The following is an 18,690-nucleotide window of genomic DNA, read 5'->3' as shown; positions in this document are numbered from 1 at the left end:
CCGGATGGCTGGCGCGCCTGGGCAGGCGAACGGCTCAGGCGTCGACAATCCGCGGCATACCGGCCTCGACGACGAGCGATTTGCGCGTCCTGATCGGCTGGCCGGGTGTGCGCACCGTTTCCAGCACCTGATAGTCCGCCTGCCAGCGCCTTGGCGTCACCACATGGCGCAGGTAGCCGCGCTGGTTGTTGAAGAACTTGGCCTGGGGGTTCTGCTCAAGGAGGGCGGTGTAGGTCGCGTCGATGTCGAAGCCGTCGCCGCCCGAACTGATCGAGGTCGCCACGAACTCGATGCCGAGGGTTTTCGACTTCATGTCGTCGAAGTCCGCCTTCAGTTCTCCCGCCCAGTTGTTGTGGATGTCGCCCGTCAGCACGATGGGGTTTGCGGCGCGGGTGTCGTCGAGCGTCTTGAGCAGCCGGCCACGGGCTGCGACGTAGCCGTCCCACTTGTCCATGTGGAAGGCCTGGGCTTCCGGGCGCGGGTCGCGGTCGTTGCGCATCATGATGACCTGCTGGGCGAGGACGTTCCACGTCGCCTTCGAGGCGGCGAGACCATCCGCAAGCCAGCGCTCCTGCGCCTCGCCGAGCATGGTGCGGCTCGTGTCGAACACCTCCTTGCACACGGGCTTGACGCTGTCGCCGCAGGCCTGGTCCGAGCGGTACTGGCGCGTGTCGAGCACGTGCAGGTCGGCAAGGCCGCCGAGCGCGAACCGGCGATGGGCGAGGATGTCGGCGCCCCGCGGCAGGGCGGAACGACGCAGGGGCATGTGTTCGTAGTAGGCTTGGAATGCCGCGGCGCGGCGCAGGAGGAAGATCTCCGGCGGCGTGCCGTTCTCGTCCATATCGCCAGCGAAGTTGTTCTCGACGTTGTGGTCGTCGAAGGTGACGATGAAGGGCGCGGAGGCGTGCGCGGCCTGGAGGTCGAGATCGGCCTTGTAGACCGCATAGCGGTTCCGGTAGTCGGTGAGCGTGTAGGGCTTGTCGAGCGCCACCGGCATCGTGCGGGCGATGTCGCGCTCGCCCGGCACGAAGTGGCGATACTCGTAGATGTAGTCGCCGTAGTGGAAGACGAAGTCGAGCCGTTCCCTCGCCATGTGGCGGTAGGCGGTGAAGTAGCCGTCCTCGTAGCGCTGGCAGCCGGCGGCGGCGAAGCGGATCTCGGCGACCGGGGCGCCGGGCGCGGGCAAGGTCTTGGTGCGGCCGACGGGGCTGCGCTCGTCCCCCACCGTGAAGCGGTAGAAATATTCCCGCGCCGGCTCGAGCCCGCCGACCTCGACATGGACGGCATGACCGAGCTCGGGACGGGCGAGCGCCTTGCCCTTCTGCAGGACGTTGCGCATCTTCTCGTCGCCGGCGATCTCCCAGCCGACCTCCACCCCCTTCATGGGCATGCCGCCGCCGTTGAACGGATCGGGCGCGAGCCGCGTCCAGAGCACGACGCTGTCGTGCGCCGGATCGCCGGAGGCGACGCCGAGGCGGAAGGGATAGGCGAAGAACGCGGGGTTCGCCCATACGCTGGAGGTGATGGCGCCACTGGAGAACAAGAGGGCCGACGAAGCGAGCCCCTTCAGGAAACGACGGCGGCCGATGGTGACGAACTGATCGACGTCGAAACGGCGCATACTCCCCTCCCGCGGCCGATCCGGCTGCCGCCGGCGGCGCATTGACCCGGCTGCGTTTCCCCTTCGGCGTCTGGCGCGCCTGTCGAGCCCGCACATCCGCGTCGCCCCGGAGCGACGTCAGCCGGCAGGCCGCATGAAGCATTGCACACGCGTGCATCAGCAGCAAGATGGAATGTGCGTTCCATCTGCGTCGCCGATGAAATGCTTGAGCTGTCCTTGCTGCGGGTGCGGCGGTTCCCGCCCTCAGTCGGCGCGCGTGCTGCCGCGCCTGACGAGCGTGACGGGTACGGTGACGGCTTCCGCCGGAGGGGGCGCTTCGCGTTCGATGGCGGCGACGACGTGACGGGTTACGGCCGGCAGGTCCTGCCGCAGGGTGGTGAGGCCGTAGGCCGCCCAGCCGGCCTGCGGGATGTCGTCGAAGCCGACGACGCAGAGGTCCTGCGGGATGCGCCGGCCAAGACCGTGGCGCGCCCGGTCCATGAAGCCGAGGGCAATGAGATCGGTGACGCAGAAGACGCCGTCGACGCCCTGCGGCACGAGGGCTTGCGCCGCGGCGGCGCCCGTCTCGTAGCTCGTCGGCCCCTCGGCCCAGACGAGGGGGCTGAGGTCGTGCCCGGCGAGGCGCTCGCGGAAGAAGGCGATGCGGCGGGCAAGGCTCGGCGTCTGCCCGCCGCTGCTGACGACCGCGAGCGACCGGCAGCCGGAGGCGAGAAGCAGGTCGGCGGCGGCGCGAGCGCCGCCCTCGTCGTCGCAGAGGATCGTGTCGGCGGCCACGCCCTCGACCGGCTTGTAGACGAGCACGACGCGCACGCCGTTGCGCACGCATTCCTCCACGATCGCCGTCGGCGGGCTGCCCGACATGATGACGATGGCGCGCGCGCGGAACTCGAGCATGCGCTCGATGAGCGGCGTGATGCTCTGGTCGGCATCGTCGGCGTTGAGGAGCAGGCATTGCAGGCCGCGCGCCATGAGGGCGCTGCTGAGAAGCGCAAGCTGCATGGCCTGGAAGGGCTGGGCGAGGCGTGCGCCGACCACACCGACAAGGTTGGAACGGCTGCTGATGAGGCCCTGGGCCAGCCGGTTGACCCTGTAGCCGAGCGCATCGGCCGCTGCGAGCACGCGGGCACGCACCTCGGCCGAGACGCTGGCGCCGGGCGTGAAGGTGCGTGACACGGCGGAGCGGGAGACGCCGGCGAGCCGCGCGACATCGGCCGAGGTGACGAAGCCCGAGGTGATGGCATCCCTGCGCATCGGCGCTGCTCCCCTCCTCAGCCGCGCCGCGCCGCGTGCCAGGCGACGACCGCTTCGGGGCGGGCGTCGGTGGAGGCGAAATAGGGTTTCAGGTCAAGGAGCGGCGTGCCGTCGAGGCAGTCGAGCCCGCGCACGGTCAGCCGGTTGCCGTCGACGGCGACGAGCTCGACGCAGGAAAGGGCGATGGGGTTCGGCCGCGCCGGCGAGCGCAGGGCGAAGGTGCCGTGCGTCTCGTCGTAGTGGCGTGGCCGCTGCCGCACGAGGTCGCGGCGGGCCTTGTCCATCCAGTAGAGCACCCACAGGTGGCTGCAGCCCTCGATGTCCGCGAGGCCCTCGGCGAAGGCGGGCGAAACCTCGATGGTGCAGAGCGCGTCCGACTCGCGCGCGTTCCTGGGGCAGTCGGCGCGCCTCGTCCAGGGCGTGTGGATGCGCCCGATGAAATGGAGCCCCGCGTCGAAGGCGGCCGGCAGTGACGTCGCCACCTCGCCTTCGCGGATGCCGGACGTGTCGTCGCTCATGGCTCTGGCCTCCCGTCAGCCCGTCGGCCTAGACCATAACGACAGGAGCCTCCCTCCGATCAAGAAGGGAGGCGCAGGATTACAGCGGCCCTGCTCCGGCCTGGTCCCGGAAGGGGGGCGCCGTCACTCGGCGGCGACGAGGGCGGGTTCGGCTTGCGCTGTCCCACCGTAGACGGCCTCGTCGAGGATGCCTTCCTCCTTGGCGACGAGGACGGGCACGAGGAGCTGCCCCGTGACGTTGGTGGCCGTGCGCATCATGTCCACGACGCGGTCGATGGCGATGATGTAGCCGATGCCCTCGAGCGGCAGGCCGGCCGTGTTGAGCGTCAGCGTCAGCATGACGATCGACGTGCCGGGCACGCCGGCCGTTCCGAGCGACCCGAGCACGGCGGTGAGGCCGATGAGGACATATTGCGTGAGGCTCAGCTCCAGGCCGAAGTACTGGGCGATGAAGATCGAGGCGATGGCCGGGTAGATGGCGCCGCAGCCGTCCATCTTGACGTTGGCGCCGAGGGGCACGGCAAAGCTCGCATAGCTCGGCGGCACGCCGAGGCGCTCGACCGCCGCGCGCAGTGTCATGGGCAGCGTCGCGAGGCTCGAGGAGGTGGCGAAGGCCATCTGCTGCGCCGGGAAGGCGCCGCGGAAGAAGCGCGAGACCTTGAGGCCGTGCAGCTTGATGAGGCCGCCGTAGACGACCGCCATGTGGAAGAGGCAGGCGAGATACATCGCCAGGATGAACTTGGCGAGCGGCGCGAGCGAGGAGAGGCCGTAGCGGCCGACGACCCAGGCGATGAGGCCGAAGGTGCCGATGGGGGTGAGCTGCAGCACCCATCGGGTGATGCGGAAGGTGAGGGCGGCGCCTTCCTCGACGAGCCCGCGCAGGCGCGCCGTGCGCTCGCCGAGCGAGACGAGCGCCGCGCCGACGAGGCCGGCGAAGAACAGGACCTGCAGCACGTTGGTGTCGGCCATCGCCTTGACCGGGTTGGTCGGCACGATGCCGATGAGCACCTCCACCGGGGTGGGGATCGTGCGCGGCTTCACCTCGCCGAGCGGCAGGTTCGACAGGCCGGCGCCGGGGTTGATCAGATGGCCGAAGGCGATGCCGACGAGGACGGCGAGCGCCGAGGTGGCGACGAACCAGAAGAGGGTGCGGGCGCCGAGGCGGGCGACATTGCCGGCGTCGGCGAGCTTGGCCACGCTCGCCGCGATGGAGAAGAACACCAGCGGCACCACGACCATGCGCACGAGATTGAGGTAGATGTCGCCGAGGGGCTTGAACCATACGGCTGCCTTGTCGCCGGCGAGCACGCCGGCGACGATGCCGAGGAGGAAGCCCGCCGCCACGCGCTGCCACAGCGGGCGCTCGAACCACGATGCAATCATGTGATTTGTCTTTCAGTGCGAATTCTGATGTAAAATATCGCCCCCCGCGCGGCACCCCACAACGCGTGGCGATGCAGGGCGCCTTTGTGCTGAGCGCATGGCACAGGCTGAGCCGAGGGGGCAGTCTGTCGTCCTGCGCCGGGGTCCGGCCTCGGGCAGCGCCGCCGCCGGGCGGCCGGACAGCCACGCACGATCGCACGGGCTGGCATCTGCAAGAGGTGCATTCCTCGCACGGTGCGGCCCGCCACCCAGGATGCTCGCCCATGCAGCTTTCGATCGCCGAGATCGTTCCGCGCTTTCCCGCCTTCCGCGTCGCTGTCGTCGTGGCCGAGGGCCTGACGCTCTCGGGCGCGCGCCCGCCGGCGCTCGATGCGGTGATCGAGGAGCGGGAGGCGGCCTGCCGGCGACGCTGGCAAGGGATGGAACTCTCGACGATCCCGGGGATCGCGGCCTGGCGTGAGGCCTACAAGGGATTCGGCATCAGGAAGACGAGCTACCGCTCGGCCGTCGAGCGGCTGGTGAAGCGGGTGCTCGCCGGGGAGCGCCTGCCGGTCGTCAACACGCTGGTGGACCTCTACAACGCGGTCTCGCTCGCCCATGTCTTCTGTTGCGGCGCCGACGACCTCGACAAGGTCGCTCCTCCACTCGCCTTCCGCTTCTCGCGCCCGGGTGACAGCTTCGTTGACATGGGCGCGGAGGCGGCAGAGGACCCGCCCAAGGAGGGCGAGGTGGTCTATGCCGACAGCCGCCACGTGCTCTGCCGCCGCTGGAACTGGCGGCAGGACGCGCGCACCGGCATCGAGCCGCGTACGACGCGTGCCGTCGTCACCATGCAGGCGAACGGCTGGGGCGACCTCGACGCTGCGGTGGGCGATCTCGTCGCCCTCGTCATCGCCCACGCCGGCGGCCGCTGCCGCGTCACGGTGGCGGATGCGGCGAAACCGACAGTCAGCCTGTGATCGCGCCGCCGCAACGGCCTTCTCCGGGGAACGCGCGGGAACCACCACTGCAATCCCGGGGCCGCCGCAGGCGTGGGCCCGGGAGCCGGACGATATCGACCGGGGGCGGCGCCCGGCGCCGCAGCCTCGCGATACCCGCATCCGTTCCGGCTCCCGGATGGCGGCTGCGCCGCCTGCCGGATGACAGGGAGGGGTTTTGAGGCCTACGGGCGGCGTCGCCGCGCGCTCCGGCTGCTGCGCGGCGATCCGCCAGGTCTCAGGCCGCCTGCCGCCGGGGTTCGCCCGCCTGTCGCGCCGCCGTTCCGGCCTCGCGCCGCGTCCGGAAGGTCGCGACGAGGTCGTTGAGGCGCTGGATCTGGCTCGCGAGCATGGCGGCGGCGGCCGCGCTCTGCTCGGCGAGGGCCGCATTCTGCTGCGTCATCTCATCCATGTGCGCCACGGCCTGGCTCATCTCGTCGATGCCGTTCGCCTGCTCCTGGGCGGCCGTCGAAATCTCGGTGACCGTCTCGGAGACCTTCTGCGAGGCGCCGACGATGCGCACCAGCGCCTCGCCCGCCGAGCGCACGAGCTTGACGCCCTGCTCCACCTCGGCCGCGCTCGAGGCGATGAGGCCGGTGATGTCCTTGGCGGCGTCGCCGGAGCGTTGGGCGAGGGTGCGCACCTCGGAGGCGACGACGGCGAAGCCCTTGCCCTGTTCGCCGGCCCGGGCCGCCTCGACCGCGGCATTGAGGGCGAGCAGGTTCGTCTGGAAGGCGATCTCGTCGATGACCGAGGTGATCTCGGAGATCTTCGCGGAGGCACGCTCGATGCGGGTCATGGCGTCGACGACGTCCTGCACGATGCTGCCGCCCGCCTCGGCGACCTGCATCGCCTCCTGCGCCAGGGCGACCGCGTCGCGTGAAGAATGGGCGCTCGCCTTGACGGAGGCGGCGAGCTCCTCGGTTGTCGCCGCCGTCTCCTCGAGCGACGAGGCCTGATCCTCGGTGCGGCGGGAGAGGTCGTCGGCGCCGCTATTGATTTCCTTCGCCGCGGTCGTCACCTCGGCGGCGGTCGTCTGGATGGTGACGACCGTCTCCGCCAGGCGGTGGATGGTTTCGTTGACGGCCGCCTTGAGCTCGCCGAAACGGCCGCGGTAGTCGGTCGCGACCGCCTGCGTCAGGTCGCCCCGGGCGACGGCACCCAGGACGGCGGCGAACTCGACGGTGGCGCGGTCGACCACGGCGTTGATGGCGTTGATGCCCTCGACGAGCTTCCGCAGGTCGGCCTCGGCGTCCGTCACCGAGACGCGGGCGCTGAAGTCGCCGTCGGCGGCGGCCGCAACCACCTTGCCGACCTCGCCGACCACGGCCGCCATAGCCTCGGCGCGGGCGACGCGTTCGGCCGCGGCGGCGCGCTCCTCCGCCTCGAGCTCCCTCATGCGCAAGGCATTGTCCTTGAACACGCGGATCGCGCCGGCGATGGCGCCGATCTCGTCGGTGCGCTCGGCGCCGGGCACGGGCGTTTCGTACCTGCCCTCGGCGATGCGCTCGATCGCCTGCGTGAGCGCCGCCAGCGGCTCGACCACGCGACGCGAGAACATGGCGGCGCAGCCGCCGATGAGTGCGACGATGACGCCGAGCAGGGCGACCGCGAAGACAACGCGCAGGCGGGCCGAGGCAATGGTCGCGTCGGCCGTCTGCAACGCATCCTCGAGGGCCGCGTCGCGCACGCCGATGATGGTCTGCAGCGAGGCGCTCGTCCAGTTGCGCCATTCCGCAAGGCCCATCGGCGGCGCGGCGCCGTCCCGGCCGGCGGCGAAGACCGCGGCGTAGTTGCGTCCGCCCTCGTCGATGAACGCGGCCTTCATCGCGCGCATGGCCGCCTCGAGCCGGCTGCCGCGCTCGGCCTGCCCGACGACGCGCTGCAGGCGATCCCAGGCCTGGGTGATGCGCCCCGTCATCTCGTGGATCTGCACGACGAGCTCCGGGCTGAAGCGCTGGCCCGAGCCGACATATTGCGAGAACCAGGCCGAGCGGCTGCCGCCGACGTCGCGCAGGTCCATGGCGAGGCCGACGATGGGCGTGGTGTTGGCGGTTTCGGCGTCGCGCGCGCCGATCTCGGCCTCGATGACGCCGAGGAGGCGCGAGCCCGTGGCGATGATGTCCATGACCGCGCGCTGGTACTGCGCGGCCGCGCCCGGCTCGCGCTCGCCCATGGCGCGGGCGATGCCGCGGTCGACGGCGGCCCGCGTCTGCGCGAGCGCGGCGAGCGAGGCGCTCACCGGGCGTTCGATGCGCTTGCGCGCGTCGCCCGGCAGCGCCGCCACAAGCTCCTTGAGACGGTCGGCCACGGCGTCGGTGTTGCGGCGGCTGGCGAGGGCAGTCTCGAGCGGCTGGCCGGCGGCCGGCGCCTCGGTGACCAGGAGCTGGTTGTAGTTGCCGCGCTCGAGCGCCAGGCGCTCGTTGAAGCGTGCCACCTGCCCCAGGGTCTCGACGAGGGCGCGCGCCTCGGCCGCGGCGGACCAACGCTGCCACTCCTGCCAGGCGACGAAGGAACTGACGAGGGCCGCCAGGGCTCCGGCGACCGACATGCACAGGATGAACAAACCACGGACACGCATAATCTGACCTCAAGACTGCTGTCGTTCTCATGCGGTCGAGGTGTTTCCTTCGCGTTAATGCGGGAACATGCCTGCCATGCTGAGGGCACTTCGCAAATATATGCCTCACGGCTCGGATGTTTCCGGAACAAAATATACTGCTGAAGATTCATTCGTCATATAGTACAGTTAACAAACCCGCTCCATGACGACTCTGTCGAGTCACGGCGCCTGTATTGCTTGATTCAGGGCGCGCCCGGAACATCCCGAATTCGCCGCGCATGAGTGATGCCCGTGCGCGATTGCATGCGGCAGCCGTCCGGCATGACCGAAGGCGCTCGTCCTGCTCGTCGCCCCCGGGGCGGGGAAGGGCAGCTTGCCGTTCCGGCTTCCTCCGGCCGAGGTCGGAGAGCCCGCGCGACACGGAGTCGCTCCCATGACCTGTGCATGACCCGTGCTTGCCGCAGGCGGCAGCGGGGGGCAGGGGCAGGCATTATCCGCTTGGCTCGATGGCGATTTTGATATAAACATATCTTTATATATCTTAGAGAATGTCGATGGCCGACCCTGTGCCGCTGCCGATGCCCGTGCTCCTCACCGCGCTCAAGGCGGCGGGGGAGGAGACGCGCCTGCGCATCCTGGCGCTGCTCGCCGAGGGCGAGCTCAACGTGTCCGACCTCACCGACATCCTCGGCCAGTCACAGCCACGCATCTCGCGCCACCTGAAGCTCCTGGCGGAGGCCGGGCTGATCGAGCGGCACCGCGAGGGCGCCTGGGCCTTCTTCCGTCTTGCCGACCGCAGCCCCGCCGCGGCGGCAACGCGCAGCCTCATCGCCAGCCTCGACGCGCGGGATGAGCAGCTCGCCGCCGACCGGGCGCGGCTTGCGGCCGTGCGCAAGGCCCGCGCCGAGTCGGCGCAGAGCTTCTTCGCCCGGCTCGCAGCGGACTGGGACCGCGTGCGGTCGCTGCACGTGTCGGAGGAGGCGGTGGAAGCCGCCATCCGCGACGTCGTGGGCGACAAGCCCGTGCGGGCCTTCCTCGACCTCGGCACGGGCACGGGGCGGATGCTGCAGCTGCTTGCGCCGCGCGCTGCGCGCGCCGTGGGGGTGGACGCCAACCATGCCATGCTGTCGGTGGCGCGCGCCAATCTCGAGCGGGCGGGGCTTTCGAGCGTCGAGCTGCGCCAGGGCGACATCTACGCCCTGCCGGTGGAGCGCAACGCCTTCGACCTCGTGCTGGTGCACCAGGTACTGCACTATCTGGACGATCCGGCGCGGGCGGTGCGGGAGGCGGCGGCGGTTCTTGCGCCCGGCGGACGCATCCTCATCGTCGATTTCGCGCCGCATGACCTCGAGTTCCTGCGCGATCAATATGCGCATCGCCGCCTCGGCTTCTCGCGCGAGCAGCTCGGCGCCTGGCTGGGGGAAGCCGGGCTCGACCTCGTCGCGCATCGTGAATTGCCGCCGCCGGAGCGCGGCGAAAACCGGCTCGTCGTATCGTTGTGGCTGGCGCAGGACCGGCGGATCGTCACCGATCTTCCCGTGCGTTCGCCTCACCGGGAGGTCGCCTGATGTCCACCGCAGCCTTTCGCCCCAGCCGTCACAGCACGCGGCCGGTGCGCGTCTCCTTCGAGTTCTTTCCGCCGAAGACGGAGGAGATGGAGAAGACGCTGTGGGCCTCCATCGAGCGGCTGGCGCCGCTCGCACCCTCCTTCGTCTCCGTGACCTACGGCGCCGGCGGCTCGACGCGCGAGCGCACGCACGCCACGGTCAAGCGTCTCGTCGACGAGACGGCGCTGAAGCCCGCGGCGCATCTGACCTGCGTCGCCGCGACGCGCGCCGAGGTGGACGAGGTGGTGCGCGGCTACTGGGCGGCGGGCGTGCGCCACATCGTGGCCCTGCGCGGCGACCCGGCAGACGGCCTCGGCGCAGCCTACATCCCGCATCCCGGCGGCTACGCCTCCTCGCCCGATCTCGTCGCCGGCATCAAGGCGATCGGCAATTTCGAGGTGTCGGTCGCCGCCTATCCGGAGAAGCATCCCGAAAGCCCGTCGGTCGAAGCCGATATCGAGATGCTGAAGCGCAAGGTCGACGCCGGGGCGACCCGCGCCATGACCCAGTTCTTCTTCGACAACGACCTCTATTTCCGTTACCTCGACCGCGTGCGTGCCAAGGGCATCGACATCCCCATCGTGCCGGGCATCCTGCCGGTGCAGAACTTCAAACAGGCCGCGAGCTTCGCCAAGCGCGCCGGGGCGAGCGTGCCCCCCTGGCTCGCGACGCGCTTCGAGGGCCTCGACGAGGATGTCGAGACGCGCCGCCTCATTGCCGCCGCGGTGGCGGCCGAGCAGGTCATCGACCTCGTCGACCGCGGCGTCACCGACCTGCATTTCTACACGATGAACCGGGCCGACCTCGTCTATGCCGTCTGCCACCTGCTCGGCCTGCGCCCGCAGGCCGAGCCGGCGCGCGCGGCGGTGGCGGCGGAGTAGTGCGCCCTGTCCGGGGGCAATGATCGAAGATGCCGGCGCCTGTCCGGCGGTGACGAGGATGAAGGTCGCTCAAGATGGCTGATGTTCGCCCTGCCGACGGCGCCGAGGTTCTCGCCGCCCTGACGAAGGCCGCCTGCGAGCGCATCCTCGTGCTCGACGGGGCCATGGGCACCGAGATCCAGCGCCTGAAGCTGACGGAGGCGGACTTCCGTGGCGAGCGCTTCAGGGACTTCGATCGCGACCTCAAGGGCAACAACGACCTGCTCATCCTGACGAGGCCGGAGGCGATCCGCGACATCCATCTCGCCTATTTCCGCGCCGGCGCCGACATCGTCGAGACGAACACCTTCTCCGGCACTTCCATCGCCCAGGCCGACTACGGGCTCGAGGCGGTCGTCTACGAACTGAACCGCGAGGGCGCGCGCATCGCCCGCGAGGCCGCCCGCCTCGCCGAGAGGGAGGACGGGCGGCGTCGCTTCGTCGCCGGCGCCATCGGCCCGACGAACCGCACGCTCTCCATCTCCCCGGACGTGAACAACCCCGGCTACCGTGCCGTGACCTTCGACGAGGTGCGGGAGGCCTATGCCGAGCAGATCCGCGGCCTCGTCGATGGCGGGGCGGAGATCATCCTGATCGAGACGATCTTCGACACGCTCAATGCCAAGGCCGCCATCGTGGCGGCGCGGGAGGTGTTCGACGCGTGCGGCGTCGAGCTGCCCGTCATGATCTCCGGCACCATCACGGACCTGTCCGGGCGCACGCTGTCGGGCCAGACGCCGACGGCCTTCTGGCATTCCGTGCGCCATGCCGCGCCCTTCGCCATCGGGCTGAACTGCGCGCTCGGCGCCCGCGAGATGCGCGCGCATATCCAGGAGATCTCGAAGGTCGCCGACACCTTCGTCTGCGCCTATCCGAACGCGGGGCTGCCCAACGAGTTCGGCCTCTACGACGAGAGCCCGGAGGCGATGGCGACGATGATCGCCGACTTCGCCGACGAGGGATTCGTCAACATCGTCGGCGGCTGCTGCGGCTCGACGCCTGCGCATATCGCGGCGATCGCCGAGGCGGTGGCCGGCAAGACGCCGCGGCCGATCCCCACGGTCGAGCGGCACATGCGCCTTGCCGGCCTCGAGCCCTTCGTACTCACCGCCGACATTCCCTTTGTCAACGTCGGCGAACGCACGAACGTCACGGGTTCGGCGAGGTTCCGCAAGCTCGTGACGGCGGGCGACTACGCCGCCGCGCTCGAGGTGGCGCGCGACCAGGTGGCGAACGGTGCGCAGGTCATCGACGTCAACATGGACGAGGGCCTGCTCGATTCCGAGAAGGCGATGACGGAGTTCCTCAACCTCGTCGCCTCCGAGCCGGACATCGCGCGCGTGCCGGTGATGGTGGATTCCTCCAAGTTCCACGTCATCGAGGCCGGGCTCAAATGCCTGCAGGGCAAGGCCATCGTGAACTCGATCTCGCTCAAGGAGGGCGAGGAGAAGTTCATCGCCGAGGCGAGGCGCGTGCGTGCCTATGGCGCAGCCGTCGTCGTCATGGCCTTCGACGAGCAGGGCCAGGCCGACACGCTCGCGCGCAAGGTCGAGATCTGCACGCGCGCCTACAGGATCCTGACGGAGAAGGTCGGCTTCCCGCCCGAGGACATCATCTTCGACCCGAATATCTTCGCGGTTGCCACCGGCATCGAGGAGCACGACAACTACGGCGTCGATTTCATCGAGGCGACGCGCACGATCCGCCGCACGCTGCCCTACGCCCACGTCTCGGGCGGCGTGTCGAACCTCTCCTTCTCCTTCCGCGGCAACGAGCCCGTGCGCGAGGCGATGCACGCCGTCTTCCTCTACCACGCCATCCAGGCGGGGATGGACATGGGCATCGTCAACGCCGGCCAGCTCGCCCTCTACGACGAGATCGCCCCCGAACTGCGCGAAGCCTGCGAGGACGTCGTCCTCAACCGCCGCAAGGACGCGACCGAGCGCCTCGTGACGCTCGCCGAGAAGTTCAAGGGGGCGGGCAAGCAGGCGCGCGAGGCCGATCTTGCCTGGCGCGCCTGGCCGGTTGAGAAGCGCCTCGAGCATGCCCTCGTCGCCGGCATCACCGAATTCATCGAGGAGGATACGGAAGAGGCGCGCCGCAAGGCGGAGCGGCCGCTCGCCGTCATCGAAGGCCCGCTGATGGCGGGCATGAACGTGGTGGGCGACCTGTTCGGTTCCGGCAAGATGTTCCTGCCGCAGGTGGTGAAGTCCGCGCGCGTGATGAAGCAGGCGGTCGCCTATCTCATGCCCTTCATGGAGGAGGAGAAGGAGCGGCAAGGCCTCACGGAGCGCCCGGCCGCCGGACGCGTGCTGATGGCCACGGTGAAGGGCGATGTGCACGACATCGGCAAGAACATCGTCGGCGTCGTGCTGCAGTGCAACAACTACGAGGTTATCGACCTCGGCGTCATGGTGCCGGCGCACAGGATTCTGGAAACGGCGCGGGAGAAGCAGGTCGATATCGTCGGCCTGTCGGGCCTCATCACGCCCTCCCTCGACGAGATGTGCCATGTGGCGGCCGAGATGGAGCGCGAGGGCTTCGACATCCCCCTCCTCATCGGCGGGGCGACGACGAGCCGCGTGCACACGGCGGTGAAGATCCACCCGAACTATTCGCGCGGCCAGACCGTCTACGTCACGGATGCGAGTCGGGCGGTGGGCGTCGTCTCCTCCCTCCTCTCGCCGGAGACGAAGGGGGCTTACGTCGATACCCTGCGTGCCGAATATGCCAAGGTGGCGAATGCGCATGCCCGCGCCGAGGCCGACAAGCAGCGCCTGCCCCTCACCAGGGCGCGCGCCAACCGCTTCAAGCCCGACTGGGCGGCCTATGTGCCGCCGAAGCCGAGCTTCCTCGGCACGCGCGTCTTCCGGTCCTACGACGTGGCGGAGATCGCGCGCCGCATCGACTGGACGCCCTTCTTCCAGACCTGGGAGCTGAAGGGGCGCTTCCCGGCCCTGCTCGCGGACGCGGCGCAGGGCGAGGCCGCCCGCCAGCTCTACGAGGACGCGCAGGCGATGCTCAGGCGCATCATCGAGGAGCGCTGGTTCACGCCCAAGGCTGTCATCGGCTTCTGGCCGGCGAATGCGGTCGGCGACGACATCCGCCTCTACACCGGCGAGAGCCGCGGCGAGGAACTCGCCACCTTCTTCACCCTGCGCCAGCAGCTCACCAAGCGCGACGGCAAGCCGAACATGGCGCTCGCCGACTTCGTCGCGCCGGCGGAGTCGGCGAAGGCAGACTATGTCGGCGGCTTCGTCGTCACGGCCGGCATGGAGGAGGAGCGCATCGCCCGCCGCTTCGAGCGGGCGAACGACGACTATGCCTCGATCATGGTCAAGGCGCTCGCCGACCGCATCGCCGAGGCCTTTGCCGAGCGCCTGCACGAGCGTGTGCGCAAGGAGTTCTGGGCCTATGCCCCTGACGAGGACCTCGACAACGAGGCCCTCATCCGAGAGGAATACCGCGGCATCCGCCCGGCGCCGGGCTATCCCGCACAGCCCGACCACACGGAGAAGGCGACGCTCTTTGCCCTCCTCGACGCGGAGCGGCGCATCGGCGTGAAGCTCACCGAGAGCTACGCCATGTGGCCGGGCTCCTCCGTCTCGGGCCTCTATCTCTCGCACCCGGATGCCCACTACTTCGGCGTCGCCAAGGTGGAGCGCGACCAGGTCGAGGACTATGCCCTGCGCAAGGGCATGAGCATCGAGGAGGTGGAGCGCTGGCTCGCCCCCATCCTCAACTACGACCCTGGGGCTTACGCCCGCGAGGCGGCGGAATAGGGCGGGGCGAAGAGCGACACGGCGCCTTCGAGAATAGCCCTGCGGTCATCCCGGGCGGGACCGAGCGAGGCGCCCGGGAACCGGAACCGACGTGGTTGATCGGGAAGGCACGACGGTCCCGGGCCCGTTCTCCACCGCCATCGCTTCTGGGCCCGGGCCGACGTTTCGGCATCCTTCAGTTGAAGGCGCCGGCGTAGGCGTTGATGGCCGGCACGCCGCCGAGGTGGACGTAGAGCACCTTGGAGGAGGCGGGGATCGCGCCGGAGGAGACGAGGCCGATGAGGCCGGCCATGGATTTGCCCTCGTATACGGGGTCCGTGATCATGCCTTCGAGGCGGGCCGCGAGGCGGATCGCCTCGATCGTGTCCTTGCCAGGGGCGCCGTAGGCCGGGCCGGCATGGCCGGTCTCGATCACCACGTCCTCGTCCCGTACGGGTGTCTTCAGTTCCACGAGCTCGGCCGTGGCCCGGGCGATCTTGGTGACGGCCGCGCGCGTCATGGCCTCGTCGGCGGCGACGTCGATGCCGATGAGGCGGCGCGGCCTGTCCTGGCCGAGGAAGCCGACGATCATGCCGGCCTGCGTCGAGCCGGTGCAGGTGGCGACCACCACCGTGTCGAAGAAGATGCCGTGCTCCCGCTCCTGCGCCGCGACCTCGCGGGCGAAATTGGCATAGCCCAGGCCGCCGAGCGGATGGTCGGAGGCTCCGGCGGGAATGGCGTAAGGCTTGCCGCCCCTGGCGCGGACCTCGGCGAGCGCGCCCTCCCAGGTGTCCTTGATCGCGGTGGAATAGCCCTCGCCCTCCTGGCGCGCTTCCGCGCCCATGAGGCGGGAGAGGAGGAGGTTGCCGACCTTGTCGTAGATCGTGTCCGGCCACTCCACCCATTTCTCCTGCACGAGCCGGCATTTCAGCCCGAGATGGGCCGCCACCGCCGCCACCTGGCGCGTGTGGTTCGACTGCACGCCGCCGATCGAGACGAGGGTGTCGCAGCCCTTCGCGAGCGCGTCGGGCACGAGATATTCGAGTTTGCGGATCTTGTTGCCGCCGAAGGCGAGGCCGCCGCAGATGTCGTCGCGCTTCGCCCAGATCTCGGGTCCGCCGAGATGGGCGGAGAGACGCTTCAGGGGGTGGATCGGCGAGGGATAGAAGGCGAGCGGAATGCGCTCGAAACGGTCGAGATTCATGGGAGGACGCTCCTGCGCTCGGGCGATGGGGACGCCGCGAATGCTAGGAGTTTTGCCAGGCGAATGTCCTTTCAAAGATGAGCGGCCTCGCAAGGGCTATTGTGCGTCAGATTCCATGAACAGCTGCGATCATTCGCGAGAAGGCGCCATTTTTCAATCAATCATCTGCCGCCGCGGCGACGGCGGTCAGAACTGCAGGGGGCCGGCGTCGCGCACCTGTTTCAGCACGAAGAAGGTGCGCGTCTGACGCACGCCGGGCAGTGCGATGAGCTTGGAGCCGTGGAAGGCGTTGAAATCGTCGATGTCGCGGGCGCGGACCTTGAGCATGTAGTCGAAGTCGCCGGCGACGAGGTGGCATTCGAGGATCGCGGCATTGGCGAGCGCCGCCTCCTCGAAGGCGGCGAAGCTCTCGGGCGTCGAGCGGTCGAGCACCACCGCGACCAGCACGAGCACCCCGAGATCCACCTTGGCGGGGTCGATGCGGGCGTGCACGCCGGTGACGTAGCCGCCGGTGAAGAGCGCCTGCACGCGCCGGTGACAGGCGGCCGGTGACAGGTTCACCCGCCGCGCGATCTCGGCATTGCCCATGCGCCCGTCCGCCTGCAGGAGGCGGAGGATCTTCAGGTCGATCTTGTCGAGCTCGGCCATCGGGCGCCGATCCTTCTCGTTCGGCTTGCAAGTTCGGCTTGGGGCAAGCCGGCGCCACGCTCGCAAGAGGCACGGCGCATGGCAAGCGCGTGGAGGGGCGCGCGGGAACCATCCACGGTCGTCCCGGGGCCGAGCGGAGCGGGGAGCCCAGGACGAAGAACCGATGCGGGTGAACCGGAAGATGCAGCGGCCGTCGCACCCCTGCCGGCACCGTTATCGTTTCCGGGATGACGCCGCACGGGCCGCGGCCCTTCACTCGCGGCGCAGGGCTTCGATCGGGTCGAGGCGGGCGGCGCGGCGGGCGGGGTAGAAGCCGAAGAAGATGCCGACGAGGCTGGAGAAGGCGACCGCGATCACGATCGCCTCGGGCGAGATGAGTGTCGGCCAGCCGAAGGCGCCGGCGACGAGCCGGGCCGCGACGATGCCGAGCGCAACCCCTGCCGCCCCGCCGATGGTGGCAAGCGTCGTCGCCTCGATGAGGAACTGGCCGAGGATGTCGCGCGGGCGGGCACCAACGGCGAGCCTCAGGCCGATCTCGCGTGTCCGCTCCGTCACCGACACGAGCATGATGTTCATGATGCCGATGCCGCCGACGAGGAGGGACACACCGGCCACCGCCGCGAGCAGCAGCGACAGGGTGTTGGCGCTCGCCGAGACGGTCTCGGCGATCTCGGTGAGGTTGCGGATGGAAAAGTCGTCCTCCGTGTCGTCCGTCAGGCGGTGGCGCTGGCGCAGGAGCGCGCGCGTCGCCTCGATGCCGGGGGCGATGTCCTCCTCGCTGCGGAACTTGATGAAGATCGAGCCGATGGAGCGGTTCTTGGCGAAGTTGCGCCCGATGACGCGGCTGCGGCCGGCATCGAGCGGCACGAAGACGACGTCGTCCTGGTCCTGGCCGAAGCTCGACTGGCCCTTCGCCGCCATGACACCGATGACGCGGAAGGGCACGTTGCGGATGCGGATCGTCTCGCCGACGGGGTCGGCGTCGCCGAAGAGGTTCTGTGCCACGGTGCGGCCGATGACGGCGACGATCTCGCCGCGGCGGATCTCCTCCGGGTCGAAGAGGCGGCCCGCCTCCACTTCCCATTCGCGCGCGGTGAAATAGGCCAGGTCGACGGCATAGACGGACGTTGCCCAGTTGCTGCCGCCATGGACGAGCTGCGCCGAGCCGCGCACGAAGGGGGCGGCGGCCACGACGCCCTCCACCTCGCGCTCGACGGCGCGGGCGTCCTCGTCGGTGAGCGTCGAGGCGGCGCCGGCCCCGAGCCGCACGCCGCCCTGCGTGACGTTGCCGGGCGAGACGATGGCGAGGTTGCCGCCGAGGCTCTTGATCTGGCGGGTCACCACGTCGCGCGCGCCGGAGCCGATCGCCACCATGGCGATCACCGCCATGACGCCGATGACGATGCCGAGCATGGTGAGCGCCGAACGCAGGGCATTGGCGGCGATGGCCGAGAGCGCGGCGCGCAGGGCCTCGTAAAGCCTCATGCCGTCACCTCCTCCGCCGTCGGCGCAAGCTGCGCCAGCGCCGCGGCGGCGTCGGAGGCCACCTGACGCTCGTCGGCAACGATGTGTCCGTCGCGGAAGCGCACGACGCGCGCGGCATGGCGCGCCACCTCGGCGTCGTGCGTGACGATGAGGATGGTGACGCCCTCGCGGTTCAGCGCCTGGAAGAGGGCGAGGATCTCGAGCGCCGTGCGGCTGTCGAGGGCGCCCGTCGGCTCGTCGGCGAGGATGAGGCGGGGATCGTTGACGAGGGCGCGCGCGATGGCGACGCGCTGCTGCTGGCCGCCGGAGAGCTGCATCGGCCGGTGGTGCGCGCGCCCGGCGAGGCCAACGCGGGTGAGCGCCTGCAAGGCCTTCTCGCGCCGCCTGTGCCGCTCGACGCCAGCATAGACCATCGGCAGCTCGACATTCGTCTGCGCGTCCTGGCGGGGCAGCAGGTTGAACTGCTGGAAGACGAAACCGATGGCGCGGTTGCGCAGGCGGGCGAGGCCGTCGGCGTCGAGCCGCTCGACATCGGCGCCATCGAGCCGGTAGGAGCCCCTCGTGGGCCGGTCGAGGCAGCCGACGAGGTTCATGAAGGTCGACTTGCCCGAGCCCGACGGCCCCATGACTGCGACGAACTCGCCCGGCGCCACGTCGAGCGACACGCCGGAGAGCGCCACGACCTTCGTGCCGCCGAGATCGTAGACGCGGGTAAGGCCGCGGGTTTCGAGCAGCGGCGTGGGCGCCATGGC

The 18,690-nt window shown here is 69.8% G+C and carries 13 protein-coding genes; 4 read left to right on the top strand and 9 right to left on the bottom strand.

Features of this window, described 5'->3' with window-relative positions; genetic code table 11:
• Window positions 1-34 precede the first annotated feature (34 nt).
• From QNA08_RS10365 to QNA08_RS10350, 4 genes are all read right to left on the bottom strand, one after another.
• Window positions 35-1,621: an alkaline phosphatase D family protein gene (locus QNA08_RS10365; protein ID WP_283740621.1), complete on the bottom strand. Its 1,587-nt coding sequence runs from the start codon at window positions 1,619-1,621 to the stop codon at window positions 35-37.
• A 243-nt stretch (window positions 1,622-1,864) separates the two neighbouring features.
• The gene (locus QNA08_RS10360) at window positions 1,865-2,857 is read right to left on the bottom strand and encodes a LacI family DNA-binding transcriptional regulator (RefSeq protein WP_283740664.1); all 993 of its coding nucleotides are present in this window, start codon (window positions 2,855-2,857) and stop codon (window positions 1,865-1,867) included.
• Window positions 2,858-2,889: 32 nt separating this feature from the next.
• Complete coding sequence (gene tsaA / locus QNA08_RS10355; RefSeq protein WP_283740620.1) at window positions 2,890-3,390, bottom strand: tRNA (N6-threonylcarbamoyladenosine(37)-N6)-methyltransferase TrmO; 501 nt, start codon at window positions 3,388-3,390, stop codon at window positions 2,890-2,892.
• 123 nt (window positions 3,391-3,513) lie between these two features.
• Entirely contained in the window at window positions 3,514-4,773 is a 1,260-nt protein-coding gene (locus QNA08_RS10350) for a dicarboxylate/amino acid:cation symporter (RefSeq protein ID WP_283740619.1), read from the bottom strand.
• 263 nt (window positions 4,774-5,036) lie between these two features.
• Between QNA08_RS10350 and QNA08_RS10345 the strand changes: the two genes are divergently transcribed.
• Entirely contained in the window at window positions 5,037-5,732 is a 696-nt protein-coding gene (locus QNA08_RS10345) for a B3/B4 domain-containing protein (RefSeq protein WP_283740618.1), read from the top strand.
• A 256-nt stretch (window positions 5,733-5,988) separates the two neighbouring features.
• Here the strand turns inward: QNA08_RS10345 and QNA08_RS10340 are convergent, their stop codons facing one another.
• On the bottom strand, window positions 5,989-8,331 hold the full coding sequence (locus QNA08_RS10340; protein WP_283740617.1) for a methyl-accepting chemotaxis protein: 2,343 nt from the start codon (window positions 8,329-8,331) through the stop codon (window positions 5,989-5,991).
• Between the two features lie 536 nt (window positions 8,332-8,867).
• On the opposite strand from QNA08_RS10340, the gene QNA08_RS10335 reads away from it, so the two are divergent.
• The 3 genes from QNA08_RS10335 to metH all read left to right on the top strand — a co-directional run bounded on the left by QNA08_RS10335 (window position 8,868) and on the right by metH (window position 14,622).
• Window positions 8,868-9,881 carry an ArsR/SmtB family transcription factor gene (locus QNA08_RS10335; RefSeq protein ID WP_283740616.1) on the top strand — a complete coding sequence of 338 codons (1,014 nt, stop codon included), beginning with the start codon at window positions 8,868-8,870 and terminating at the stop codon, window positions 9,879-9,881.
• The gene (gene metF / locus QNA08_RS10330) at window positions 9,881-10,801 is read left to right on the top strand and encodes a methylenetetrahydrofolate reductase [NAD(P)H] (RefSeq protein ID WP_283740615.1); all 921 of its coding nucleotides are present in this window, start codon (window positions 9,881-9,883) and stop codon (window positions 10,799-10,801) included. The genes QNA08_RS10335 and metF overlap by 1 nt, the downstream gene beginning before the upstream one ends.
• Before the next feature lie 74 nt (window positions 10,802-10,875).
• Window positions 10,876-14,622, top strand: a complete 3,747-nt coding sequence (metH, locus tag QNA08_RS10325; RefSeq protein ID WP_283740614.1) for a methionine synthase — start codon at window positions 10,876-10,878, stop codon at window positions 14,620-14,622.
• A 175-nt stretch (window positions 14,623-14,797) separates the two neighbouring features.
• On the opposite strand, the gene QNA08_RS10320 is transcribed toward metH, so the two are convergent.
• The 4 genes from QNA08_RS10320 to QNA08_RS10305 all read right to left on the bottom strand — a co-directional run bounded on the left by QNA08_RS10320 (window position 14,798) and on the right by QNA08_RS10305 (window position 18,687).
• A complete protein-coding gene (locus QNA08_RS10320; protein WP_283740613.1) occupies window positions 14,798-15,805 on the bottom strand; it encodes a 1-aminocyclopropane-1-carboxylate deaminase in 1,008 nt (335 codons plus the stop codon).
• 186 nt (window positions 15,806-15,991) lie between these two features.
• The gene (locus QNA08_RS10315; protein WP_283740612.1) at window positions 15,992-16,453 is read right to left on the bottom strand and encodes an Lrp/AsnC family transcriptional regulator; all 462 of its coding nucleotides are present in this window, start codon (window positions 16,451-16,453) and stop codon (window positions 15,992-15,994) included.
• Between the two features lie 252 nt (window positions 16,454-16,705).
• The gene (locus tag QNA08_RS10310) at window positions 16,706-17,938 is read right to left on the bottom strand and encodes an ABC transporter permease (protein WP_283740611.1); all 1,233 of its coding nucleotides are present in this window, start codon (window positions 17,936-17,938) and stop codon (window positions 16,706-16,708) included.
• Window positions 17,935-18,687 carry an ABC transporter ATP-binding protein gene (locus tag QNA08_RS10305; RefSeq protein ID WP_283740610.1) on the bottom strand — a complete coding sequence of 251 codons (753 nt, stop codon included), beginning with the start codon at window positions 18,685-18,687 and terminating at the stop codon, window positions 17,935-17,937. Before QNA08_RS10305 ends, QNA08_RS10310 begins: the two co-directional genes overlap by 4 nt.
• Window positions 18,688-18,690: the final 3 nt, after the last annotated feature.

Origin of the sequence: Chelatococcus albus (assembly GCF_030067675.1) — a bacterium.
Taxonomy (GTDB): domain Bacteria; phylum Pseudomonadota; class Alphaproteobacteria; order Rhizobiales; family Beijerinckiaceae; genus Chelatococcus_A; species Chelatococcus_A albus.
This window is presented reverse-complemented; position numbering and strand designations above follow the sequence as displayed.

Excerpts from the sequence above, each read along its gene's own strand:
- QNA08_RS10310 (WP_283740611.1), bottom strand. The coding sequence starts at position 17,938 with ATGAGGCTTTACGAGGCCCTGCGCGCCGCGCTCTCGGCCATCGCCGCC.
- QNA08_RS10320 (WP_283740613.1), bottom strand. The coding sequence starts at position 15,805 with ATGAATCTCGACCGTTTCGAGCGCATTCCGCTCGCCTTCTATCCCTCG.
- metH (WP_283740614.1), top strand. The coding sequence starts at position 10,876 with ATGGCTGATGTTCGCCCTGCCGACGGCGCCGAGGTTCTCGCCGCCCTG.
- QNA08_RS10315 (WP_283740612.1), bottom strand. The coding sequence starts at position 16,453 with ATGGCCGAGCTCGACAAGATCGACCTGAAGATCCTCCGCCTCCTGCAG.
- metF (WP_283740615.1), top strand. The coding sequence starts at position 9,881 with ATGTCCACCGCAGCCTTTCGCCCCAGCCGTCACAGCACGCGGCCGGTG.
- QNA08_RS10340 (WP_283740617.1), bottom strand. The coding sequence starts at position 8,331 with ATGCGTGTCCGTGGTTTGTTCATCCTGTGCATGTCGGTCGCCGGAGCC.
- QNA08_RS10335 (WP_283740616.1), top strand. The coding sequence starts at position 8,868 with ATGGCCGACCCTGTGCCGCTGCCGATGCCCGTGCTCCTCACCGCGCTC.
- QNA08_RS10345 (WP_283740618.1), top strand. The coding sequence starts at position 5,037 with ATGCAGCTTTCGATCGCCGAGATCGTTCCGCGCTTTCCCGCCTTCCGC.
- QNA08_RS10305 (WP_283740610.1), bottom strand. The coding sequence starts at position 18,687 with ATGGCGCCCACGCCGCTGCTCGAAACCCGCGGCCTTACCCGCGTCTAC.
- QNA08_RS10365 (WP_283740621.1), bottom strand. The coding sequence starts at position 1,621 with ATGCGCCGTTTCGACGTCGATCAGTTCGTCACCATCGGCCGCCGTCGT.
- QNA08_RS10350 (WP_283740619.1), bottom strand. The coding sequence starts at position 4,773 with ATGATTGCATCGTGGTTCGAGCGCCCGCTGTGGCAGCGCGTGGCGGCG.
- tsaA (WP_283740620.1), bottom strand. The coding sequence starts at position 3,390 with ATGAGCGACGACACGTCCGGCATCCGCGAAGGCGAGGTGGCGACGTCA.